The sequence below is a fragment of the Rhizobium sp. 22-785-1 genome (genome assembly GCF_053521965.1).
Genome location: NZ_JBNWDI010000012.1, coordinates 12,839 through 33,316 on the forward strand (window position 1 = coordinate 12,839; position 20,478 = coordinate 33,316).

Genomic DNA, 20,478 nt, shown 5'->3' on the forward strand with positions numbered 1-20,478 from the left:
CGACCGAAATTCTTATTTTGCTAAAATACTCAAAATCGGGGAATTCGACCTTGATCACAAACGGTTGAGCTCTCAGAAGGGATGGACGCGTGCAAACGCGTATGAGGAGATCCCCCAATGGCCAGAGTGACCAGTCCCGGCTTCACCCCCGAAGTCACCACATTTTCCATCATCGCAGCTGCAAGTTTCTGCCATATGCTGAACGACATCATGCAGTCGCTGCTGACCTCGCTTTATCCGCTCCTGAAAGCCAATTACGCGCTCGACTTCGGACAGATCGGGCTCCTGACATTCGCCTTCCAGGTGACGGCGTCGCTATTGCAACCGGCTGTCGGCGTTGCGACCGATAAGTGGCCCATGCCGTTTTCGCTTCCCGCAGCGATGCTCTCTACCTGTACCGGCCTGATCACGCTCGCCTATGCCCATAGTTTCCCCATACTGGTCCTCGGCGCCTGCCTCATCGGCGTAGGATCGGCGATCTTTCATCCCGAAGCATCCCGCGTCGCGCGGGTGGCGTCCGGCGGACGCCATGGTCTGGCGCAGTCTTTCTTCCAGGTGGGCGGGAATACAGGTACGGCAATCGGACCGCTGCTGGCAGCTTTCATCGTCATCCCGAGAGGACAAGAGGTTCTCAGTTGGTTCTCGATTATCGCCTTGACCGCCTTCGTCATCCTCTCATGGGTCAGCGTCTGGTATAGTCGTCACAGGCGAAGTGCGGCCGGTAAACGCCCGGTCAGCCGTGAATTGCCCCTACCGCGAAACAAGGTGCTGATGACACTTGCCGTGCTTGTTGTTTTGACCGCGACAAAGAACGCGTATCTCGCCAGTATTTCGAGCTACTTCACCTTCTTCACCATCGAAAAGTTCGGCCTGACGGTGCAGAATGCGCAAATTCTGCTTTTCCTTTTCCTCGGCGCTTCTGCGGCAGGCGTCTTCTTCGGTGGGCCGATCGGAGATCGCTTCGGCTCGCGGGTCGTGATCTGGTTCTCCATCCTCGGCGTCATCCCGTTCGCGCTTATCCTGCCCTATGCCAATCTCTTCTGGACGGCGGTTCTGGTAGTCGTGATCGGCTTCATCTTCTCGTCCGCCTTCTCCGCCATCGTGGTGTTTGCGCAGGAATTGGTGCCAGGGCGTGTCGGACTGATCGCCGGCATGTTTTTCGGCTTCGCGTTCGGTTTTGGTGGCATCGGTGCGGCGGTTCTCGGCGTGTTTGCCGATCGTCAGGGCATCGAGTTTGTCTACCACGTCTGCTCGTACCTGCCGCTGTTGGGCCTGCTGACGGTCCTCTTGCCGAAACTGCCTGGCCGCCGCATCTGAAAGAAAGACGCGTCCGATCATCCAAGAGGGGAAGGCGGAAGCTTTCCCCTTTTCTTCTTCCCGAGGATTGTAACCGTCAAGCAGCGCGGTTTCACAATAAAACCAAATCGCTATCTCGAGTTTCATGCGTATGCCGGCGTAAAACTCGCGCGATTTCATGGTTAATATTGTGTTGAAGACCTGTTTTTGTTTGTTTGCCTCCTTGCCGTTCCCTTGTCAGTGCAGGATTTGCCTGCAATGAAGCTGTAGGGGCCTGACTATGCGGGGACATGGATGACGACAATCACGGAAGCGAATATCAGGCTCGGCATGATTCTGGCTGACGCTGAAGCACGGCAGTCGTCCGTCAGCTCCGAGAGGCTGGAGAGCAGAGACCTCCTGCCATCGAGCATTGACGCCGCCATGGCGGTCCAGGCACTCGCAGTCGGGACGATCGGCAAGGAGGTTGCCGGCTGGAAGCTTGGCTCCAACAACAGCCGTCCGGTCGCCGCTCCCCTGCTCGATCTTTATGACGAGGTCCAGGACAGCATGCTCGCCGTGCCGAAGCCTGGCGCGCTGGGCGTGGAAATCGAGATCTGCTTCGTTCTGGCCGATGATCTGCCTGCTCTGCCAATCGGCAAAACCTACACGCGCGAAACGATCCTGAAAGCTGTCTCGTCCGTCCATATTGGCGCAGAGCTTGTCAGCTATCGCCTGACTGAAGAAAACAGGGTGCCGTTCCCCCTGTTTCTGGCCGACCGGCTCGGGAACCATTCCTTCGTGATGGGACCGCCGATCGATTCATCCCTGGTAGACGCTTTTGCCAGACAGGAGTTGGGGTTGCCGCCACTGATCGTTGAAACGGAGGAGGATGTCCTTTTCGCCGCCGTGCCAACTCATCCGCAGACCGATCCGCTGGCACCTCTTGTCGCTTACGCCAATGCGCCGAACGACCATCTGGGCGGTCTCAAGCGCGGCCAAGTCATAACCACCGGCAGTCTTTGCGGCATGATCCGTCTGGGAGACGCCACGCAGGTTAAAGCCAGATGGGAGACGATCGCGAATATGGAAATTCAGCTCACCCCATGATTGGCTGATCCCATGGAGGGATCGGCCTCGCTTTCGAAACAGGCTTGATTTTCAAGCGTGTCGCGATCTTACAGATTCGCTTCCTCACGCTTTAAGTTCTCGTTTCGTCGCATGTCGAGATCGCAAAACCGCTCAACATTTTTGCGCGGACCAGGCTTTAGCAACCGTGCGTCTTGAGCCTACCACAGCTTCACGTGGCGGTTAACATCCTTGTAAAGAAGGTAGCGGAAACGTCCAGGCCCGCCAGCATAACACGCCTGGGGGCAAAATGCCCGCAGCCACATGAAATCACCCGCCTCGACTTCGACCCAATCCTTGTTGAGCCGGTAGACGGCCTTGCCTTCCAAAACGAAAAGACCATGCTCCATCACATGGGTTTCCATGAAGGGAATGATGGCGCCCGGCTCGAAGGTAACGATGTTGAGATGCATGTCGTAGCGGCCATCAGCCGGATCGATGAACCGCGTCGTTGCCCACTTACCCTCCGTATCGGGCATCGCTGACATCTCATGCTCATCCTCATGGGTGAAAATGGCAGGAGGCAATTCAAGGCCTTCGACCTTGTCAAACACCTTGCGCACCCAATGAAACTTTGCGGCGACCTCGCCCGTCGCCCGCAGCGACCACTTGCTTCCCGCGGGGATATAGGCAAACGAACCGGATCGTAGCCCTTGTTCTTCGCCTTGAAGCGTGATGGTCAATTCGCCCTCGACCACGAAGATCGCAGCCTGTGCGCGTGCGTCTGGCTCAGGCCTCTCACTGCCACCGCCCGGCTGCACTTCCATGATATACTGCGCGAAGGTCTCCGAAAATCCGGTCATGGGACGCGAGATAATCCAGGCGCGCGTCTCGCTCCAGTGGGGCAGCACGCTGGTGACGATATCGGACATGACCCGTTTTGGAATGACCGCATAGCCTTCAGTAAAGACCGCCTTGCTGGACAGCAGCTCGGTCTGCCCTGGCAGACCGCCAAAATCGGAGTAGTAACGCTTCTTGTCCATTATGCACCCCACATCGGCAAATTGAAATCAGGCGAGAAGCTTTAAAACGTTTCGCCGATGGTGGGAATCCACCACGAGCGGAAAACATGGTGTCCCCACATCTTCCGCACCGAGGCAAGGACAGCTTATCGTTTCCTGATGATGCCATAAACGATGTTGCGGTTCTGACCGTAAAATACCTCGCTATCGCCTGCCGATGGGGAAACGCTGGCGTTGATGATCCTCCACATATCCGCGCTGTTGCGAAGGAGAAGCGCCCAGTTCATGAAGGACTCCATATAGCCGTCCACTGCGATCTCTTCTGCAAAGTTTGCAAAGAGGAAGGTGCCCCCGGGCTTTAACATATCGAGGCATCGTTTAGTCAGCTTGATGGCGACCTTCTCCGTCAAGTAGTCGTAGAGCCCTGCGGCGTAAACGAAGTCGAAGCAGCCGAGGTCGTGCGAGCGCAACAGAATGTCCTTGACCGATCCGTCGACCGCTTCCACGCAGGAGCCTGCAAAGTCACGCGCAATGGAACCGACGCTCAACGGGTCCTGATCGAGGGCGACCCAACGCTTGATCCGCCTTTCCGCTAGTGCCCTTGAGCCGTTCGCCTCCCGTAGATGGCCAGCAGCAATTGTCAGTATCTCCGTTTCAGGCGCATGTTTTTCCGCGACCTCATCCACATAGCGCGTGAGGATGTCACGCCGCTCCCTTACGGCAACGGAGGACGAGGCATTGCGTGTATAATCGTAAAGGGCAGCGCCAAGGGGAGATGCGCTGGCGATGTGGCAGGCCACACTTTCATGCCCGTAGATGAAATCGAGAAGTTGCGCGTCTCCTGAGTAGCCGCGAGGCTTATCGAAGGACCACCGAGTAAAGGGATCTTCCAGAAAGCAATCGGCGACGGGGTGCTGCTGGATGATGGGCAGAAGGCTTGACCACACTCTATAGTCGTAATTTCTGCGTAATTGATGAAGCCTATCTGCAACCGCGTGTATTATCGTGGCAGGGGCGGTTCCGCCAAGAAACTGTTGTTGTGCCAGGTTGAGAATAAGTGCCACTTCTGCTTCTGCAACGGAAAGATCCCGGAGCAAATGACTACTATTTTGCGTCAGCAATTCCTTATATACTGCATCCGGCGTGACCAAGCTTTGTCCGTCCAACGACATGCCATTGTTGCGAGCCACCAGTTATTCCCCTTCCAAACTATTGTTAAAACAGAATAATTTATCAAAATGCCCGCTCGGCACGGATGATTGACGATCCAGGCAAGAGGAACTCGTTTCTAGGCCTTAACCATTAATGTATGACTAATGACTAAAACTAGATTGTTAGGATTCAAAGAAAGTTAATCGGAATGCGGGTAGGCTTATAAAGCTAGTACATCTCCTTCTCTGGCTGAGAATGGAGCGTAGCGCAGGTCGCGATGCTGATAGAGAATAGTATTATAGGGGCAAGAATGATCACTTGCCCAAAAACAATGCAACTTTTAGGAATGTGCATGAAGCACAGTTTGGCACAGGGTTTTGAGCCCGACCTGCAGACGGATGCATCTCGCAATCGGTCCGATGCGGCTGTGCGGCGACAATTCTTTGCCGATACGGACGTCACACGCCGGCGAGCGATACGGCGGGGTCTTTGGGTTGCCGTTCTCATTTATCTGCTGTTCTCGCTGACCGATATTCTGCTCGTTCCTGACGTTTCCATCCACACGACATTTGCGCGCTTCGTCGTCGGCATCGCTGCCCTTTTGGCACTTGAACTGCAGGTCAGGGCGGGAACGAGAGCGGACTTGATGGACCTTACCTGCGCCGTGGCACTGGTATGCGGCTATCTCGGCTGGCTGTTGCCAGCCATGATGACGAGCTACGCCACCAACATGTCCTACTACATGGTATTCGGCGCCATCTTCATGATGGGCGCGAACCTGTTCTTCACGTTCAATTTTGCTCTCTCTCTGGTGGCGTCCGGTGTGGTGCTGTGCATCTATTTCGGCGCCTTGAATTATCTGCATGAAGATATTTACTACCGGATCGCTTTCGGTACGTTCTATCTCGCCTGCTTCAGCTTTACCTCTTACGTCAATTGGCGCCTCAATCGCGAGCGCGCACGCGTTCTCCTCAGCGCTGTCGAGGCAAAAATTCGTCAGCGTGAAGCGGAAGAGCGGGGAGAAGCACTGTTAAGGCTTTCCAATACCGACCCGATGACGGGCGTTGCAAACCGCCGCGCCGTCGATGCGCAGCTGCGTCTCCTCTGGAGCGACTGGACAACGTCGAAGCGAAACTTCGCAGTTTTCCTGATCGACGTCGATTTCTTCAAAAAGTATAACGACTACTATGGCCACCAAGAGGGAGATCGTTGTCTCGTTCAGGTAGCTCGTGCCCTTCAACTGGCGGTCAGCGATCGCGATGCGTTGATAGGGCGTTACGGTGGCGAAGAGTTCATTGCACTGCTGCGCTTCAACACGCGACAGGAAGTGGATAAGGTTGCGGAGCTGCTTCGTCGCGCGGTGGAGGATCTTTGCCTCGCTCACGAACGGCGTCGAGACGGCACCTCCGTCATCACCGTCAGTGTTGGCGTGTCCTTCACACGTCCAGCTCCAGAGCATAAATTGGAACGCTTGATCTATGAGGCAGACCGGGCGCTCTATCTCGCCAAGGAAAGCGGGCGCAACAGGATCAAGCTGTTCGACCCTGACGATCCGCTGACGAGCGACGACACCGAAAATGTTGCGGCCCTTCTGGATATCGCCATTCAGCAGAACCTCGTTTCACTCGTCTACCAGCCGATCCGAAGCCTCGCCAACGATCGCGTCCAGGCGGCAGAAGCATTGATGCGCCTGCGGCTGCTGGACGGAACACTGGTTCCGCCCAGTATCTTCATTCCCATCGCTGAGCGGATAGGCAAGATAACCGATCTCGGCCTCTGGGCAATCCGTACGGCCTGCCAGCAGATGCTACAAACCGGCAAGGTTCAGGTCGTCAGCGTCAACGTGTCACCCATCCAACTGAAACGGCCGGGCTTTGCCACGTCGGTGGCTGCCATTCTAGGCGAGCTTGCCATTGGAGGCGGACAACTCGCGCTGGAAATCACCGAAGGCCTGGAGATGGACATGGATTCCGATGTCCTACGCTGTATCAGCGATCTGAGAATGCTCGGCATCAAGATATGGCTGGACGACTTCGGCACCGGTTTTGCGGGGCTCTCCTGGCTGCGACTGATCGAATTCGATACCGTCAAGATCGACAAGTCATTTCTGCATGACGGCACGAGTCTGCGCGGCAAAGCCATGCTCAAGGATATTATCGGCCTGATCCGCAACCGCGGCCCAAAGATCCTCGTCGAGGGCGTCGAAACAGTCGAACAACTTCACTTGATGCAGCAATTCAAGATCGATCATGTGCAAGGCTATTTCGTCGGTCGCCCGGTTTCCGCCGAGGCGTTTGAGGTATCCAGAGCGAACGGCGTAAAGGGCATGCGCTGAAGTATCCGCGTTGACCAAGCGGCGCTTCCTGAAAATCGCTGTCTCGGCGGCTTTACACTTCCAGAACATCGTCTTGAAGTACGAAAGCCGGCCGCTTTAGGCAGCCGGCTTTCGTTGATGAAACTGTAGAGACATGTCCTCAGTCGGTAGCGCCCGGAACCTCGTGGGCATCGCGTTCACCGATGATGATAGAGCGTTTGCCGACATGGTTTGCCGGGCCGACAATGCCTTCCTGCTCCATACGCTCCACCAGAGATGCGGCACGGTTGTAGCCGATCGACAGACGACGCTGGATGTAGGAGGTCGAGCACTTCTTGTCGCGCAGGACCACCTTCACGGCCTTTTCGTAAAGGTCGGCCGTATCGTCTTCGGCCATGGCGGTCTTGTCGAAGACGGCGCTATCTTCATCCTCGCCGTCATCGGCCTCGTCAGCATCTTCCGTTACCGTGCCCAGATATTCCGGACGGCCTTGCGTCTTAAGATGCGCGACGACCTTCTCGACTTCCTCGTCGGAGACGAATGGTCCGTGAACACGGGCGATGCGTCCGCCGCCCATCATGTGCAGCATGTCGCCCTGGCCTAGCAGATGCTCGGCTCCCTGCTCGCCGAGAATCGTGCGGCTGTCGATTTTCGACGTGACCTGGAAGGAGATGCGGGTGGGGAAGTTGGCCTTGATCGTACCTGTGATGACATCGACCGATGGACGCTGGGTCGCCATGATCAGATGGATACCGGCGGCGCGCGCCATCTGCGCCAGGCGCTGGATCGCGCCTTCGATCTCCTTGCCAGCCACCATCATAAGATCGGCCATCTCGTCGACGATGACGACGATGTAAGGCATGGCTGTGAGGTCCATCTCCTCCTGTTCGTAGACGGCCTCGCCCGTTGCGCGGTCGAAACCGGTCTGGACATTGCACATCACGGTCTCGCCCTTGGCGCGAGCGGCGGCAGCGCGGGCATTGTATCCATCGATATTGCGAACGCCGAGGCGCGACATCTTGCGATAGCGATCCTCCATTTCGCGCACCGCCCATTTCAGCGCCATGACGGCCTTCTTGGGGTCGGTAACGACGGGGGTGAGGAGATGCGGAATACCGTCATAGACGGAAAGCTCGAGCATCTTCGGATCGACCATGATCAGGCGGCACTCTTCCGGCTTCAACCGGTAGAGCAGCGATAGAATCATGGTGTTTATCGCAACCGATTTGCCAGAGCCGGTCGTGCCGGCCACCAGAAGGTGGGGCATCTTGGCAAGCTCGGCCACCACCGGCTCGCCGCCAATGGTCTTGCCGAGGCAAAGCGCCAGATTCATCCGCGTGTCGGCGTAATCGTGAGATTCGATCAGTTCGCGGAAATAGACCGTCTCGCGCACCGGATTAGGCAATTCGATACCGATGACGTTGCGGCCAGGAATGACCGCGACGCGGGCCGAGAGGGCCGACATGGATCGGGCGATATCGTCCGACAGACCGATGACACGCGACGACTTGACGCCCGGTGCCGGTTCGAACTCGTAAAGAGTGACGACAGGACCAGGGCGCACATCGATGATCTCGCCCTTGATGCCGAAATCTTCGAGCACGCTTTCCAGCAGACCTGCGCTCTGCTCCAGCGCTTCGGGCGTCATCGTCGTCGTCTGCTGCACCTGCGGTGTCTGAAGCAGATCGATCGGCGGATACTCGTACTCGCCCTCGCCAAAGACAGGCGCATCAAGGAACATAGGCTGGTTGTTGCGCGCCACCGTGCGGGTCTCGCGGCGCGCAGCTGGCATCTCGATAGCGACTGGTTCGACGACCTCTACAGAAGGCACGGTCTGCTCGACCGGTGCGGCTTCGACGATTTCTTCCTGCTCGCCTTGAGCAGGCTGATGGCCACGAACACCGACTTCGCGGTAGAGCGAGACAGCCGATCCGTCCAGGTCCGGGAATGCCGGCACCGTAGGCAAGCTTGGGCGCAGCTGTTGGCGAATGACGACAGGCTCAGCCGCGCGGGGCTGGCGCAGAAGCGGAGCATGGATGGAAGCTGGCTGCTGGGGGACCATGGCCGGTTTCGTCGCGGACAGGCGCTGTGCCTTCAGCCTTGCCAGTTCAGACAGACGCACGGGCTGCCGGTCGTGCGCAATCGTGCCCTCGACGTCGAGATTCATCACTTCCCAGAACATGTCGTCGGAAAGATAGGCGGCGAAGGATGGTACATCGAGTCTGGGCTTCTGCTGGTCATCGGCAGGGAAGCAGGCTACGTCGATTTCTTCACGCACGACAGCTTCTTCCGGCGCTTCAGCAGTGACCGGCTGGGCCGGAACTTCTCCTGACGAACCTGCATCGGCCTGCTGCAAAAGTTCCTGCTGCTGGCGTAATGCCAATTCGCGGCGCAGGCGATAACTCAATGCTCTAGCGCCTGTAGCGCCCGGAGGCTGCGGCAGGACGGCGGGTTTTGCAATACGACGCTCTACCGGTGCTGGCTGTGGCGCAGTCGAATTCGTTGCGTCGGTGGCAGCATCTTGACCACTAGGAGACTCCGACCCCACTTGCTCGCCCGGTTGATCGACGGCGACATCTTCGCCGGCAGCGTTCTTCTTGGCAAAAATGATCTGTGGCGTGCGCGAAAAGCGCACATTCGGGCCAAGCGTGAAGGCGTTTTGCCAGCCGGGCATATCGGGGCGGCCTTCGATCGCATTGGCAGCGATCTGATCGGCATGACGACCCACGGCAGCGCGCTCGGCACTCGTTAAGCTTTGCATCGGCACGCCTGATATCTGGGGATGCTGAACCATGTTGTCTGCCGATTCAGCCTCTCCCCCCTCTATCGCATTGCCTGGATTATTAAAATTGGATCGGGGAAAACGCATGACAGCCTGTACACTCATCATAAACGGACAATTGGCACAGCAACTGAGATAAAAAATAAAGGTTAACCACCTATTGCCAAAGCGGTCAGCAAAGCGAATTTCGGCAGAGTTAAAGCGAGCTGTGGCGCTCGTGCCACGCAAATCCAAGGCTTTCCGCTTCCAACTTTCTTCAGTCCTTACTGCATCGTTTTCCACAGCCTTTTGCAGCGGCTTTGAGCGGGCCAACCTCTCCCAAAAATTAATTCCGGGTCATGACAGCAAACTAAACACAGACGACTTTACAACTGACATGTTAATGCTCTATCACTCCTTCATCAGTTTTGGAGGAGCATGGACGTGACTGGTAAATTCGGCCTCTCGGCAGCGTTGACGACACCCTTTATGCAGGATGGAACGATTGCCATCGATGCGATGATCAAGCAGGCCGAGCGCGCTTTGTCGTCGGGTTGCGACAGCATCACGCTCTTCGGTACCACCGGCGAAGGGAGCTCGATTGGAACTCGTGAGCGCGCCGATATTCTGGCGTCGTGCCTCAATGCCGGTATCGCGCCGAACAGGATCGTGGTGGGCGTTTTGGTGGATTCCGCGCAGGATGCCGCCGATCAGGCCTTTGCCGCCCTCGATGCTGGCGTGCGCAACATTCTCCTCGCCCCGCCCTCCTATTTCAAGAATGTCAGCGATGACGGTCTGTTCGACTGGTTCGCCTCCGTGTTTTCGCAGATCGGCTCGGGGGCGCGCGATATCCTCGTCTACAATATTCCGTCGGTAACGATGGTGACGCTCTCGGTCGAACTCGTCGGACGCCTGAAGCAGGCCTTCCCCGGCATCGTCGTTGGCGTAAAGGACTCTTCCGGCAACTGGCCGCACACGGAGCGTCTTTTGAAGGAGCATGGCGAGCTGATCATCCTGATCGGTGACGAGCGCCATCTGGCTCAAGGCGTTCGCATGGGCGGTCAGGGTGCGATCTCCGGCTGCGCCAACTTCCTCCCCGCGGAAATCCGCGCAATGGCGGTCGATGGTAAGGATGACGAGCGCGTTCAGGATCTGGTGGTCGAACTGCTGAAATTCCCCGTGACCCCTGCCGTTAAAGTTCTCGTGTCCTACACGACGGGCGAAACGATCTGGCATGCGGTGCGTCCGCCGCTGGTTTCCATTTCCGCAGAAGATCGTAAAAAGATCGAAGCGGCATTCGGATCGCTGTTCAGCAAACAGGCGGCTTGAAAGGCGTAACGAATGGACGATGTGGCCGAACAGACGACGTTGCGGGAGAAGGCGTATGAGAGCTTTACGCACCATCTTCTCGCGCGTGACGTTCGGCCAGGTCAGTTCATCTCCCAGCGCCGCCTTGTCGAATTGACCGGCCTGCCTCTCGGCGCAATCCGGGAGGCGATCCCGCGGCTTGAAGCGGATGGGCTGATCAAGACAGTGCCGCAGCGCGGGCTGCAGGTCGCCCATATCGACATCAATTTGATCCGCGAAGCCTTCCAGTTCCGCATTCTGCTGGAAAAGGAAGCAGTGGCAAATTTCACGCGCACCGCCTCCGACGAGGCGATTGCCGACATGTTGAAGGAGCACCGGGAGATTGCCGAACTTGCCAATAGCGGCAAGGGTTCGCCTGAGCTAGATGCGCGCGCCCAGGCCGTGGACTGGGGCATGCATGACGCCTTTATCGATGCGCTTGGCAACTCGATCATCTCGAATGCCTATCGCGTCAATTCGATCAAGATGCGCCTGATCAATCAGGAGCGCTTCCGCATCGCAGGCCATGTCAAATCGGTCATGGCCGAACACCTCACCATCATCGAGGCCATCGAACGACGCGATGTCGATGAGGCCGTCGAGCGACTGGTCGCCCATATTCGCAGCGCGAGGGACAGAGCACTCGCCGTTTAAAAGATCACCATAAAGCCTGGATGAGGAGATCCTGGCGAATAAGAGGAGGAACTTCATGACACATTCATTTATGAGCCCAACACGTCGCGCCTTCCTGGCCGGCACCGCTGCACTTGGCGGGGCCGCCATGTTCGGCGTCCGCTCCGCATCGGCTGCGGTGGATTGGAAGAAGCATGCGGGCACAACGCTCGAGGTCAATCTGGTCAAGAGCCCACGTAGTGAAACGCTTCTAAAACATATCAAGGAATTCGAAGAGCTGACCGGCATCAAGGTTAATGCCGAGGCGACGCCCGAACAGCAGCAGCGCCAGAAGGTCGTGATCGAGCTTTCTTCCGGCAAACCGAGCTTCGACGTCGTCCACCTGAGCTATCACGTTCAGAAGCGCCAGTTCGAAAAGGGCAAGTGGCTGGCCGATATCAGCGGCTTCATGAAGGACCCGTCGCTGACCGATCCTTCCCTGGTCGAAAGCGATTTTGCCGCAGCCGGCATGCAGTTTGCCAAGGATAGTGACGGCGTCCTGCGCTCGCTTCCCTTCTCCGTGGATTACTGGATCCTTTACTGGAACAAGGACCTGTTTGAAGCCAAGGGTCTAAAATATCCGCAGACCTTCGAAGAACTGGTTGCCGCCGCCGAAGCGATCACCGATCCGTCCACCAACACCTACGGTTTTGTCGCCCGCGGCCTGAAGAACGCCAATACGCCGGTCTGGACCACACTGATGCTCGGTTACGGCGCGGAGCCGATAACCGATGGCAAGATCAACACCGAGTCCAAGGAAGCGGTGGAAGCGGCGAAGCTCTACCAGCGCCTGATGACCAAGGCTGCACCTGCCGGTGTCTCGGGCTTCAACTGGGCCGAAGCGCAGTCTGCGTTTCTCCAGGGCAAGATCGGCATGTGGCTGGACGGCGTCGGCTTCGCACCGCCAATCGAAAACCCGGAGAAGTCCCGTGTCGTCGGCAAGACGGGCTATGGCGTGATGCCGAAGGGTCCGGCAGCGCAGGCCGCCGGTACATTCGGTGACGGCCTTGGCGTTGTCGAAGCCAGCACCAAGAAGGAAGCCGCCTATCTCTTCTGCCAGTGGGCAATCTCGCACGATATGGGCGCTCGTCTCCTGCAGGCCGGTGCGGGTGTTCCGTTCCGCCAGTCGATCCTTGAAGATGCGAAGGTACGCGAAGGCGTCAAGATGCCGGCCGAATGGCTGGATGCCGTGGTCGGTTCCGGCAAGGTGTCCAAGCTCGCACTTCCAGTCATTATTCCGGTGACCGAGTTCCGTGACATCTATGGCGTCGGTCTCACCAATATGATCGGCGGTGCCGATCCGGCTGCAGAACTCAAGAAGGCGACCGAACAGTTCGCACCTGTTCTGGCACGCAGCGAGGGATAAAGGTGTCTATCAGCATCGAACATAGTGCAGCGGTGACGAAAGACGCACAGGGGAGCAAGCCGCCGCGGCTTACTCCCAACTACTGGCCTTTCGTCATTCCCGCTCTCGTCGTCATCGGCGCAGTGATCGTCTTCCCCTGGGTCTTTACCCTGTGGATGAGCGCGCAACGCTGGACGCTTGGGCAAGAGCAGAGTTTCATCGGTTTCGACAACTACATCCGTCTGGCCAGTGACGCGCGGTTCTGGGAATCGCTCTGGCACACACTGGTCTACACGGTGCTCTCGGTTGTCGCGCCGCTGTTCCTCGGCACCTTGGCTGCTCTTGTGTTCGATGCGCAGTTCCCGCTGCGCGGTTTCCTGCGCGGTGTTTTCGTCATGCCGATGATGGCGACCCCGGTCGCCATCGCGCTGGTCTGGACGATGATGTTCCACCCGCAGTTGGGCGTACTGAACTACCTGCTCTCCTTCATCGGCATCGGCCCGCTGGAATGGATCTACAATCAGTCCACGGTCATACCTTCGCTGGTCCTTGTTGAAACATGGCAGTGGACGCCACTCGTCATGCTGATTGTTCTGGGTGGTTTGGCAGCTGTTCCGCGCGAACCCTATGAGAGTGCGGAAATTGACGGCGCAAATGCCTGGCAGAAGTTCCGCTACCTCACCATGCCTATGATCGCGCCGTTCCTGATGATCGCCGTCATTATCCGCTCCATCGATGCGGTAAAGAGCTTCGACATCATCTATGCGATGACGCAAGGCGGACCGGGCACGGCATCTGAGACGATCAATATCTATCTCTACAATACGGCATTCGCCTATTACGACATCGGCTATGCCTCGGCCATGGCCGTCGTCTTCTTCATCGTCATTATCGCGCTCTCCTTCGTCCTGTTGATGGTTCGTGCGCGCACCCAATGGAACGAGATGGAGGATCGCTGATGTCCCGCAGAAACCTAGACCGCATCGGCCTGTTCTTCATTGCGCTGGTGATGATTTCCCCCGTCATCCTCTTCTTCCTCTGGATGATCTCGCTGTCACTGAAATTCGAGATCGATAACGGCGCCTATCCGCCGATCCTGATCCCCGAGCGCTTCGCCTGGTCGAACTATGTGAAGGTCTTCGAGGAAAACAACTTCTTCCTCTATTTCTGGAATTCCGTGCTGGTCACAGGCGCCGCGACCATTCTGGCACTGGTTATCGGCGTTCCGGCGGGCTATGGCATTGCACGGCTGAAAGCGGAAAAGGCGGCGATCGTCATCATGATCGCCCGTATGACGCCCGGCCTCTCCTTCCTCATTCCGTTGTTTCTGCTGTTCCAATGGCTGAACTTGCTCGGCACGCTCTGGCCGCAGATCATCATCCATCTGGTGGTCACTGTTCCGATCGTCGTGTGGATCATGATCGGCTACTTCGAGACGACACCGAAGGAGTTGGAAGAGGCGGCAAGCATCGATGGCGCATCGTGCTGGCAGGTGTTCCGCCTGGTCGCGCTCCCCATCGCCAAGCCCGGCATCGTGGTCTCCTTCATCCTTGCCGTCATCTTCTCGTGGAACAACTTCGTCTTCGGCATCGTGCTGGCCAGCCGCGAAACCCGCACGCTTCCGGTCGCGGTCTACAACATGCTGTCTTTCGAGCAGGTCAGCTGGGGTCCGCTTGCCGCCGCAGCGCTGATCGTCACGCTGCCGGTGTTGTTGCTCACCATGTTTGCCCAAAAGCAGATCGTCGCGGGCCTTACCGCAGGCGCCGTCAAGGGTGGCTGATCGACAGATCGCTGGAACGAATTTCATTACAGGATAATCATCATGGCACCCGTCAATATTCAGAATGTCCAGAAACGCTTCGGCGCGGTCAATGTCATCCACGGTATCGACATCGATATTCGTGACGGAGAATTCGTCGTGCTGGTCGGCCCGTCCGGCTGCGGCAAGTCCACGTTGCTGCGCATGATCGCGGGGCTGGAAGAACTGAGCGATGGCGAAATCCACATCGGTGCGCGGGAGGTGAGCCACCTGCCCGCCCGTGACCGCGACATCGCCATGGTTTTCCAGAACTACGCACTTTATCCGCACATGACCGTTGCCGAGAACATGGGCTTTGCTTTGAAGCTCAAGAAGGTCGATGCCGCCGTCACGAAGGCAAAAGTAGACAAGGCAGCAGGCATCCTTGGGCTTGAAAAGCTTCTGGATCGTTACCCACGCCAGCTGTCCGGTGGACAGCGTCAGCGTGTCGCCATGGGTCGTGCCCTGGTGCGCGATCCGCAGGTCTTCCTCTTCGATGAGCCGCTATCGAACCTTGATGCGAAGCTGCGCGTACAGATGCGCGGTGAGATCAAGTCCATGCATCAGCGCATCGGCACGACCACCATCTACGTGACGCATGACCAGGTGGAAGCCATGACCATGGCCGACAAGATCGTGGTGCTTCATGACGGCATCATCGAGCAGATCGGCGCGCCGCTGGAGCTCTACGATCGCCCGGCCAATCTCTTCGTTGCCGGCTTCATCGGCTCGCCCGCCATGAATTTCATTCGAGGCCGTGTCGAAGAAGGTGTTTTCCGCACGGCCAAGGGCGTAACGCTACCCTTGCCGTCAACGGCAAACCCGGCAGGACTCGGCGGGCGTGACCTTGTCTACGGTATCCGCCCCGAACATATCCGTGCTTCGGAAACGGGCATCGCGGGGCGCGTCGAACTTGTGGAAGGCACCGGCTCGGAGATCTACGCCAAGCTCAATTGCAATGGCGAAGAAATTGCCTGCCTGTTCCGCGAACGGCTGGATATCCGCTTCGGCGATACGGTTCGTATTGCCATCGACCCTGCTTCGGTACACCTGTTCGACAAGGAAACCGGCAAGCGAATCTGAGCAGCAATGCAAAGCATCACGAAGAAAGATAACCACGGTCGCCACGTACTATGTGTCGGCGCGGCCGTTTTGGACACGCTGTTTCGCGTGCATGACATGCCGACGGGGCAAGGCAAGGTCTTGCCCTATGAAATGTTGCAGATTGCCGAGGGCATGGCATCGAGTGCCGCCTACACCGTCCACCGCATGGGCGGGCGAGCAAGCCTATGGGGTGCTGTCGGGGATGACGAGACCGGAACTCGCATCCTGCGCGATCTATCCGAAAGCGGCATCGACACATCCGGCATGACGATCGCCAAGGGTGCGCGCTCAGCGCTCTCTACCATCCTGATCGATGACCGGGGGGAGCGACTGATCGTCCCTTTCTACGATCACAGGCTCCACGAGAATAAACGCTCCTGTACACAGGCCGATCTCGCACCCTTCGATGCCGTTCTGGTTGACGTGCGCTGGCCGGACTTGGCGCTCGACGTGCTGACTGTTGCGCGCCAGCTTGGAAAACCCGCCATTCTGGATGGAGATGTTGCGCCAGTGGAGATTTTGGAAAGACTCGCGCCCGCTGCAAGCCACATCATCTTTTCCGAACCCGCAGCGGAGCGGCTGACGAGTCCTTCCGATGTTGCCGCGATGCTGCCGGTCTTACATGCCCGCTACCCGGAGACATTCATTGCGGTCACCGCCGGGCCGGCGGGATGCTTTTGGACGGAAGCTCGCGATCCTGCGGTCCATTTTCAATCCACCATGGCGATCGAAGCAATCGACACGCTCGCCGCTGGTGACGTGTTCCATGGGACCTTTGCCCTGGCTGTCGCAGAAGGGATGGCGAGCCGCGCCGCCATTCAGCTGTCGTCCGTGGCTGCAGCGCTGAAGTGCCAGGTTTTCGGCGGACGGACGGGTACGCCGACGCGGACGCAAGCAGAAGCGGCGATGACTGCTTGGTTGGCAGAGACCGCCCCTCAAAGCTGAAGAGCGGTCCGCTTCCTCTGGATCAACCGGCCAGGATCGCCAGCAGCAGCAGCGCCACGATATTGGTGATCTTGATCGCCGGATTGACTGCCGGACCGGCCGTATCCTTATAGGGATCGCCTACCGTATCGCCGGTCACCGAAGCCTTGTGAGCATCCGAGCCTTTGACATGGCGCACGCCATCCTTGTCGACAAACCCGTCTTCGAAGCTCTTCTTGGCATTATCCCAGGCACCACCGCCCGAGGTCATGGAGATCGCGACAAAGAGCCCATTGATGATCACGCCAAGCAGTGAGGCGCCAAGGGCAGCGAAGGCCGAGGCCTTGGAGCTGGAGATCAACAGCACACCGAAGTAAACGACGATCGGCGCCAAGACCGGCAATAGCGATGGGATGACCATTTCGCGGATGGCGGCCTTGGTCAGCAAGTCCACCGCCTTGCCGTAATCCGGCTTTTCCGTGCCCTGCATGATGCCCGGCTTCTCGCGGAACTGACGACGGACCTCCTCCACGATGGAGCCTGCCGCCTTGCCCACGGCGGTCATGGCAATGCCACCGAAGAGATAGGGAATGAGGCCACCAAAGATCAGGCCCGCAACCACATAAGGGTTGGAGAGGCTGAAGGAGATTTCGCCAACATCCTGGAAGTATGGATAGGTCGCGCCATTCGCCGCGAAGTAGGAAAGGTCGTTGGCGTAAGCCGCAAACAGGACCAGTGCGCCAAGACCGGCAGAACCGATGGCGTACCCTTTCGTCACGGCCTTGGTGGTGTTGCCGACAGCATCGAGCGCATCGGTGGCCTTGCGCACATCCGGGTCGAGACCGGCCATTTCGGCAATGCCGCCGGCATTGTCCGTGACAGGGCCGAAGGCATCGAGCGCCACGATCATGCCGGCAAGCCCTAGCATGGCGGTGACCGCAATGCCCGTACCGAAGAGGCCCGCGAGCTGATAGGTGGAGATGATGCCGCCGACGATCACGATTGCAGGCAGCGCCGTCGATTCCAGCGAGACCGCAAGGCCCTGGATGACGTTGGTGCCGTGGCCGGTGACCGACGCCTGGGCAATGGAGTTGACGGGGCGCTTGTTGGTGCCGGTATAATACTCTGTGATCACCACGATCAGTGCTGTGACCAACAGGCCAAGAAGACCGCAGAAGAACAGATTGGTGCCGGTAATGTCCATTCCGGCCACCGTTCCAATAGAACCCCAGCCGATGGTGAGCGAGGTTGCAATCGCGAGCCCGGCAATCGAGAAGATACCGGTGGCGATCAGGCCCTTGTAGAGGGCGCCCATGATCGAATTGTTGGTGCCGAGCTTGACGAAGAAGGTGCCGGCAATCGACGTCAGTATGCAAACGCCGCAGATTGCCAGCGGGTAGAGCATGGCGTTTTCCAGCACGGGCGCGCCAGCAAAGAAGATGGCCGCCAGAACCATCGTCGCTACGACAGACACCGCATAGGTCTCGAAGAGGTCGGCTGCCATGCCTGCGCAATCGCCGACATTATCACCCACATTGTCGGCAATGGTGGCCGGGTTGCGCGGATCGTCTTCCGGGATCCCCGCCTCGACCTTGCCTACGAGGTCGCCACCAACATCTGCACCCTTGGTAAAGATACCGCCGCCAAGGCGTGCGAAAATGGAGATCAGAGATGCGCCGAAGCCGAGCGAGACAAGGGCATCGATCACCTCACGCGAGCCGGTTGGATGGCCAAGCACCGAGGTCAGGATAAAATAATAAATGGAGACGCCGAGTAGGGCGAGACCGGCAACAAGCATGCCGGTGATGGCACCTGACTTGAAGGCGATGTCCAGGCCTGCAGCGAGGCTATGGGAGGCAGCTTGCGCAGTGCGAAGATTGGCCCGTACCGACACATGCATGCCGACGAAGCCGGCAGCACCGGAAAGAACCGCGCCGATGACGAAGCCGACTGCGGCTTCTGGAGAGAGAAGAAACCATGCGGCGACCGTAACGATGATACCGACGATTGCGATGGTGAGATATTGGCGGGCAAGATAGGCCTGCGCGCCCTCACGGATATAACCTGCTATTTCGCGCATGCGTTCCGTGCCCTGGTCGGCATCCAGAACGCTTTTCGTTGCCCAAATCGCATATGCGATCGAAAGGGCTCCGCATAAAATTACCAATGCAATGACGGTCATTCGCACTTACCTCCCATTGTGCCGGTTCGTCACATCTCCCCGGCGGGCGAAACCACATGCGGGGCGTGAGGCGCAGAACGCCTTACACCAGGATGAGCCACTTGTTCCCCTCCCCGGGAGAATGGCTTGCGGTTGCGAGATTGCGTTGCGACGAGGCGTCGCGTCAAGTGTGAAGATAGTGCCCGGCTGCTTATGGTCCTGATTCAGACGGCTTTTTGCTTCCGGCTGAAAATCAGCGACAGCACGAGAAGAAGGCAAAGGCCCGCGACCGGCCATATGACTAGGTTCATCACCGACCAGCCCCAGGCAGTGAAAACCTGGCCTGACGAGAAGGACGACAGAGCCACCGTACCGAACAGAACGATGTCATGAAAACCCTGTACCTTGTCTGCTTCGTGCGGCCGGTAGCTCGAGGATACGATTGAAGTCGCGCCGATGAATCCGAAATTCCATCCGGCCCCGAGCAGGATCAGCGCCAGCCAAAAGTTCCAGAGCTCCACACCCAAATGCGCAACAACGGCGCAAGCCATCAGTATGACGAGGCCTGACGCTACAACCTTTTCGGCACCGAAGCGGGTAATCAGCATCCCGGTAAAAAAGCTCGGCCCGAACATGGCGAGCACATGCCACTGTATCCCAAGTGTCGCGAGTTCGCTGGGAAAACCGCAGCCCACGACCATAGCAAGCGGCGCACCTGTCATCATGAATGTCATCAAGGCGTAGGAACCAATGCCGCAGATCATGCCAGTGATGAAACGGCGCGTGGCGATGATCTTGAGAAGCGGCCGTGCCGGAACACTGGACACTGACTGCCTCAACTCCGGCAGCTCCAGAAAACACAAGATCCCGGCGGCCAGAAGTCCAAGCGGCACGAGCGCGATGAAAGTACCAGCAAAGGTGACGGGAGCGAGCACATCCTTGCCGACGATGGCAAGCTGAGGTCCCACGATGGCGGATACGACCCCGCCTGCAAGAATGAAGGAGATGGCCTTAGGCTTATAGTATGAAGGAGAGGCATCGGCCGCCGCAAAGCGGATTTTCTGAGTGAAACCGCCGGCAAGCCCGATGAGCATAAGACCCAGAGCGAAGAGCCAGAAATCGCTGCGAAAGAGAGCGACTGCCGCCAAGGCGCCGCCCGTCGAGCAAAGGAGTGCGCCAAGAATGAAGCCTGCCTTGCGCCCGAGTAGACGAGATGCAAGCGCAACTGCCACTGCGCCGAATGCGACGCCGATGTTGAAGCCGGTGAGCGGTGCTGTTGCCAGCGATTTGTCGGCGCCGAGGAGTTGATACCCGGCAAGCGCCCCGACTGAAAAGCTCAATGGACCGGCGGAGCCAAGAATGGCCTGTGCGGCGGTGAGCAGGAAAACGTTGCGCTTGGCCTCGGATAATTGACCTTCCAGGCCGGTAATTGGCACCGCGCTCATCTGTTTCCCACCTTCCAAACCGGGATATCTCCCGCAAAGACTACAACGTGACTGTCAGTTCATCTTTGCGGGAAATCAAAAAGCGAGGAC

Annotated in this window: 15 protein-coding genes; 10 read left to right on the forward strand and 5 right to left on the reverse strand. The window is 58.1% G+C overall.

The genetic code is table 11. From position 1 onward, the window contains the following. The first annotated feature begins 117 nt into the window (after positions 1–117). Both ACQZ5M_RS19590 and ACQZ5M_RS19595 read left to right on the forward strand, forming a co-directional pair. Positions 118–1,317, forward strand: coding sequence for an MFS transporter (locus ACQZ5M_RS19590; protein ID WP_449080614.1), 1,200 nt, complete (start codon positions 118–120; stop codon positions 1,315–1,317). A gap of 273 nt (positions 1,318–1,590) precedes the next feature. Beyond that, positions 1,591–2,385, forward strand: coding sequence for a 2-keto-4-pentenoate hydratase (locus tag ACQZ5M_RS19595; RefSeq protein ID WP_296013857.1), 795 nt, complete (start codon positions 1,591–1,593; stop codon positions 2,383–2,385). A gap of 179 nt (positions 2,386–2,564) precedes the next feature. Here the strand turns inward: ACQZ5M_RS19595 and ACQZ5M_RS19600 are convergent, their stop codons facing one another. Next, positions 2,565–3,386, reverse strand: coding sequence for a bifunctional allantoicase/(S)-ureidoglycine aminohydrolase (locus ACQZ5M_RS19600; protein WP_296013859.1), 822 nt, complete (start codon positions 3,384–3,386; stop codon positions 2,565–2,567). A gap of 125 nt (positions 3,387–3,511) precedes the next feature. After that, on the reverse strand, positions 3,512–4,537 hold the full coding sequence (locus ACQZ5M_RS19605; protein ID WP_296103124.1) for a class I SAM-dependent methyltransferase: 1,026 nt from the start codon (positions 4,535–4,537) through the stop codon (positions 3,512–3,514). A gap of 332 nt (positions 4,538–4,869) precedes the next feature. Here ACQZ5M_RS19605 and ACQZ5M_RS19610 point away from each other — a divergent pair, with 332 nt between their 5' ends. Beyond that, positions 4,870–6,852, forward strand: a complete 1,983-nt coding sequence (locus ACQZ5M_RS19610) for a putative bifunctional diguanylate cyclase/phosphodiesterase (protein ID WP_449080615.1) — start codon at positions 4,870–4,872, stop codon at positions 6,850–6,852. A gap of 139 nt (positions 6,853–6,991) precedes the next feature. Here ACQZ5M_RS19610 and ACQZ5M_RS19615 read toward each other — a convergent pair whose 3' ends face one another. Then, entirely contained in the window at positions 6,992–9,721 is a 2,730-nt protein-coding gene (locus ACQZ5M_RS19615) for a DNA translocase FtsK (RefSeq protein ID WP_449080616.1), read from the reverse strand. A gap of 315 nt (positions 9,722–10,036) precedes the next feature. Between ACQZ5M_RS19615 and ACQZ5M_RS19620 the strand changes: the two genes are divergently transcribed. The 7 genes from ACQZ5M_RS19620 to ACQZ5M_RS19650 are packed head-to-tail and all read left to right on the forward strand — an operon-like array spanning position 10,037 to position 16,803. Continuing rightward, positions 10,037–10,921: a dihydrodipicolinate synthase family protein gene (locus tag ACQZ5M_RS19620; protein ID WP_296013865.1), complete on the forward strand. Its 885-nt coding sequence runs from the start codon at positions 10,037–10,039 to the stop codon at positions 10,919–10,921. A 12-nt stretch (positions 10,922–10,933) separates the two neighbouring features. Beyond that, positions 10,934–11,593: a GntR family transcriptional regulator gene (locus tag ACQZ5M_RS19625; protein ID WP_296013867.1), complete on the forward strand. Its 660-nt coding sequence runs from the start codon at positions 10,934–10,936 to the stop codon at positions 11,591–11,593. 55 nt (positions 11,594–11,648) lie between these two features. Further along, positions 11,649–12,977, forward strand: a complete 1,329-nt coding sequence (locus tag ACQZ5M_RS19630) for an ABC transporter substrate-binding protein (RefSeq protein WP_449080617.1) — start codon at positions 11,649–11,651, stop codon at positions 12,975–12,977. After that, positions 12,974–13,915 (forward strand): carbohydrate ABC transporter permease, encoded by a 942-nt coding sequence (locus tag ACQZ5M_RS19635; RefSeq protein WP_449080661.1) that lies wholly within the window; start codon positions 12,974–12,976, stop codon positions 13,913–13,915. The genes ACQZ5M_RS19630 and ACQZ5M_RS19635 overlap by 4 nt, the downstream gene beginning before the upstream one ends. After that, positions 13,915–14,736: a carbohydrate ABC transporter permease gene (locus ACQZ5M_RS19640; protein WP_449080618.1), complete on the forward strand. Its 822-nt coding sequence runs from the start codon at positions 13,915–13,917 to the stop codon at positions 14,734–14,736. The genes ACQZ5M_RS19635 and ACQZ5M_RS19640 overlap by 1 nt, the downstream gene beginning before the upstream one ends. A gap of 42 nt (positions 14,737–14,778) precedes the next feature. After that, on the forward strand, positions 14,779–15,837 hold the full coding sequence (locus ACQZ5M_RS19645) for an ABC transporter ATP-binding protein (protein ID WP_296013874.1): 1,059 nt from the start codon (positions 14,779–14,781) through the stop codon (positions 15,835–15,837). Between the two features lie 6 nt (positions 15,838–15,843). After that, positions 15,844–16,803 carry a sugar kinase gene (locus ACQZ5M_RS19650; RefSeq protein WP_296101068.1) on the forward strand — a complete coding sequence of 320 codons (960 nt, stop codon included), beginning with the start codon at positions 15,844–15,846 and terminating at the stop codon, positions 16,801–16,803. 22 nt (positions 16,804–16,825) lie between these two features. Here the strand turns inward: ACQZ5M_RS19650 and ACQZ5M_RS19655 are convergent, their stop codons facing one another. Then, complete coding sequence (locus ACQZ5M_RS19655) at positions 16,826–18,964, reverse strand: sodium-translocating pyrophosphatase (protein WP_449080619.1); 2,139 nt, start codon at positions 18,962–18,964, stop codon at positions 16,826–16,828. A gap of 203 nt (positions 18,965–19,167) precedes the next feature. Beyond that, positions 19,168–20,388, reverse strand: a complete 1,221-nt coding sequence (locus ACQZ5M_RS19660) for an MFS transporter (RefSeq protein ID WP_449080620.1) — start codon at positions 20,386–20,388, stop codon at positions 19,168–19,170. Positions 20,389–20,478: the final 90 nt, after the last annotated feature.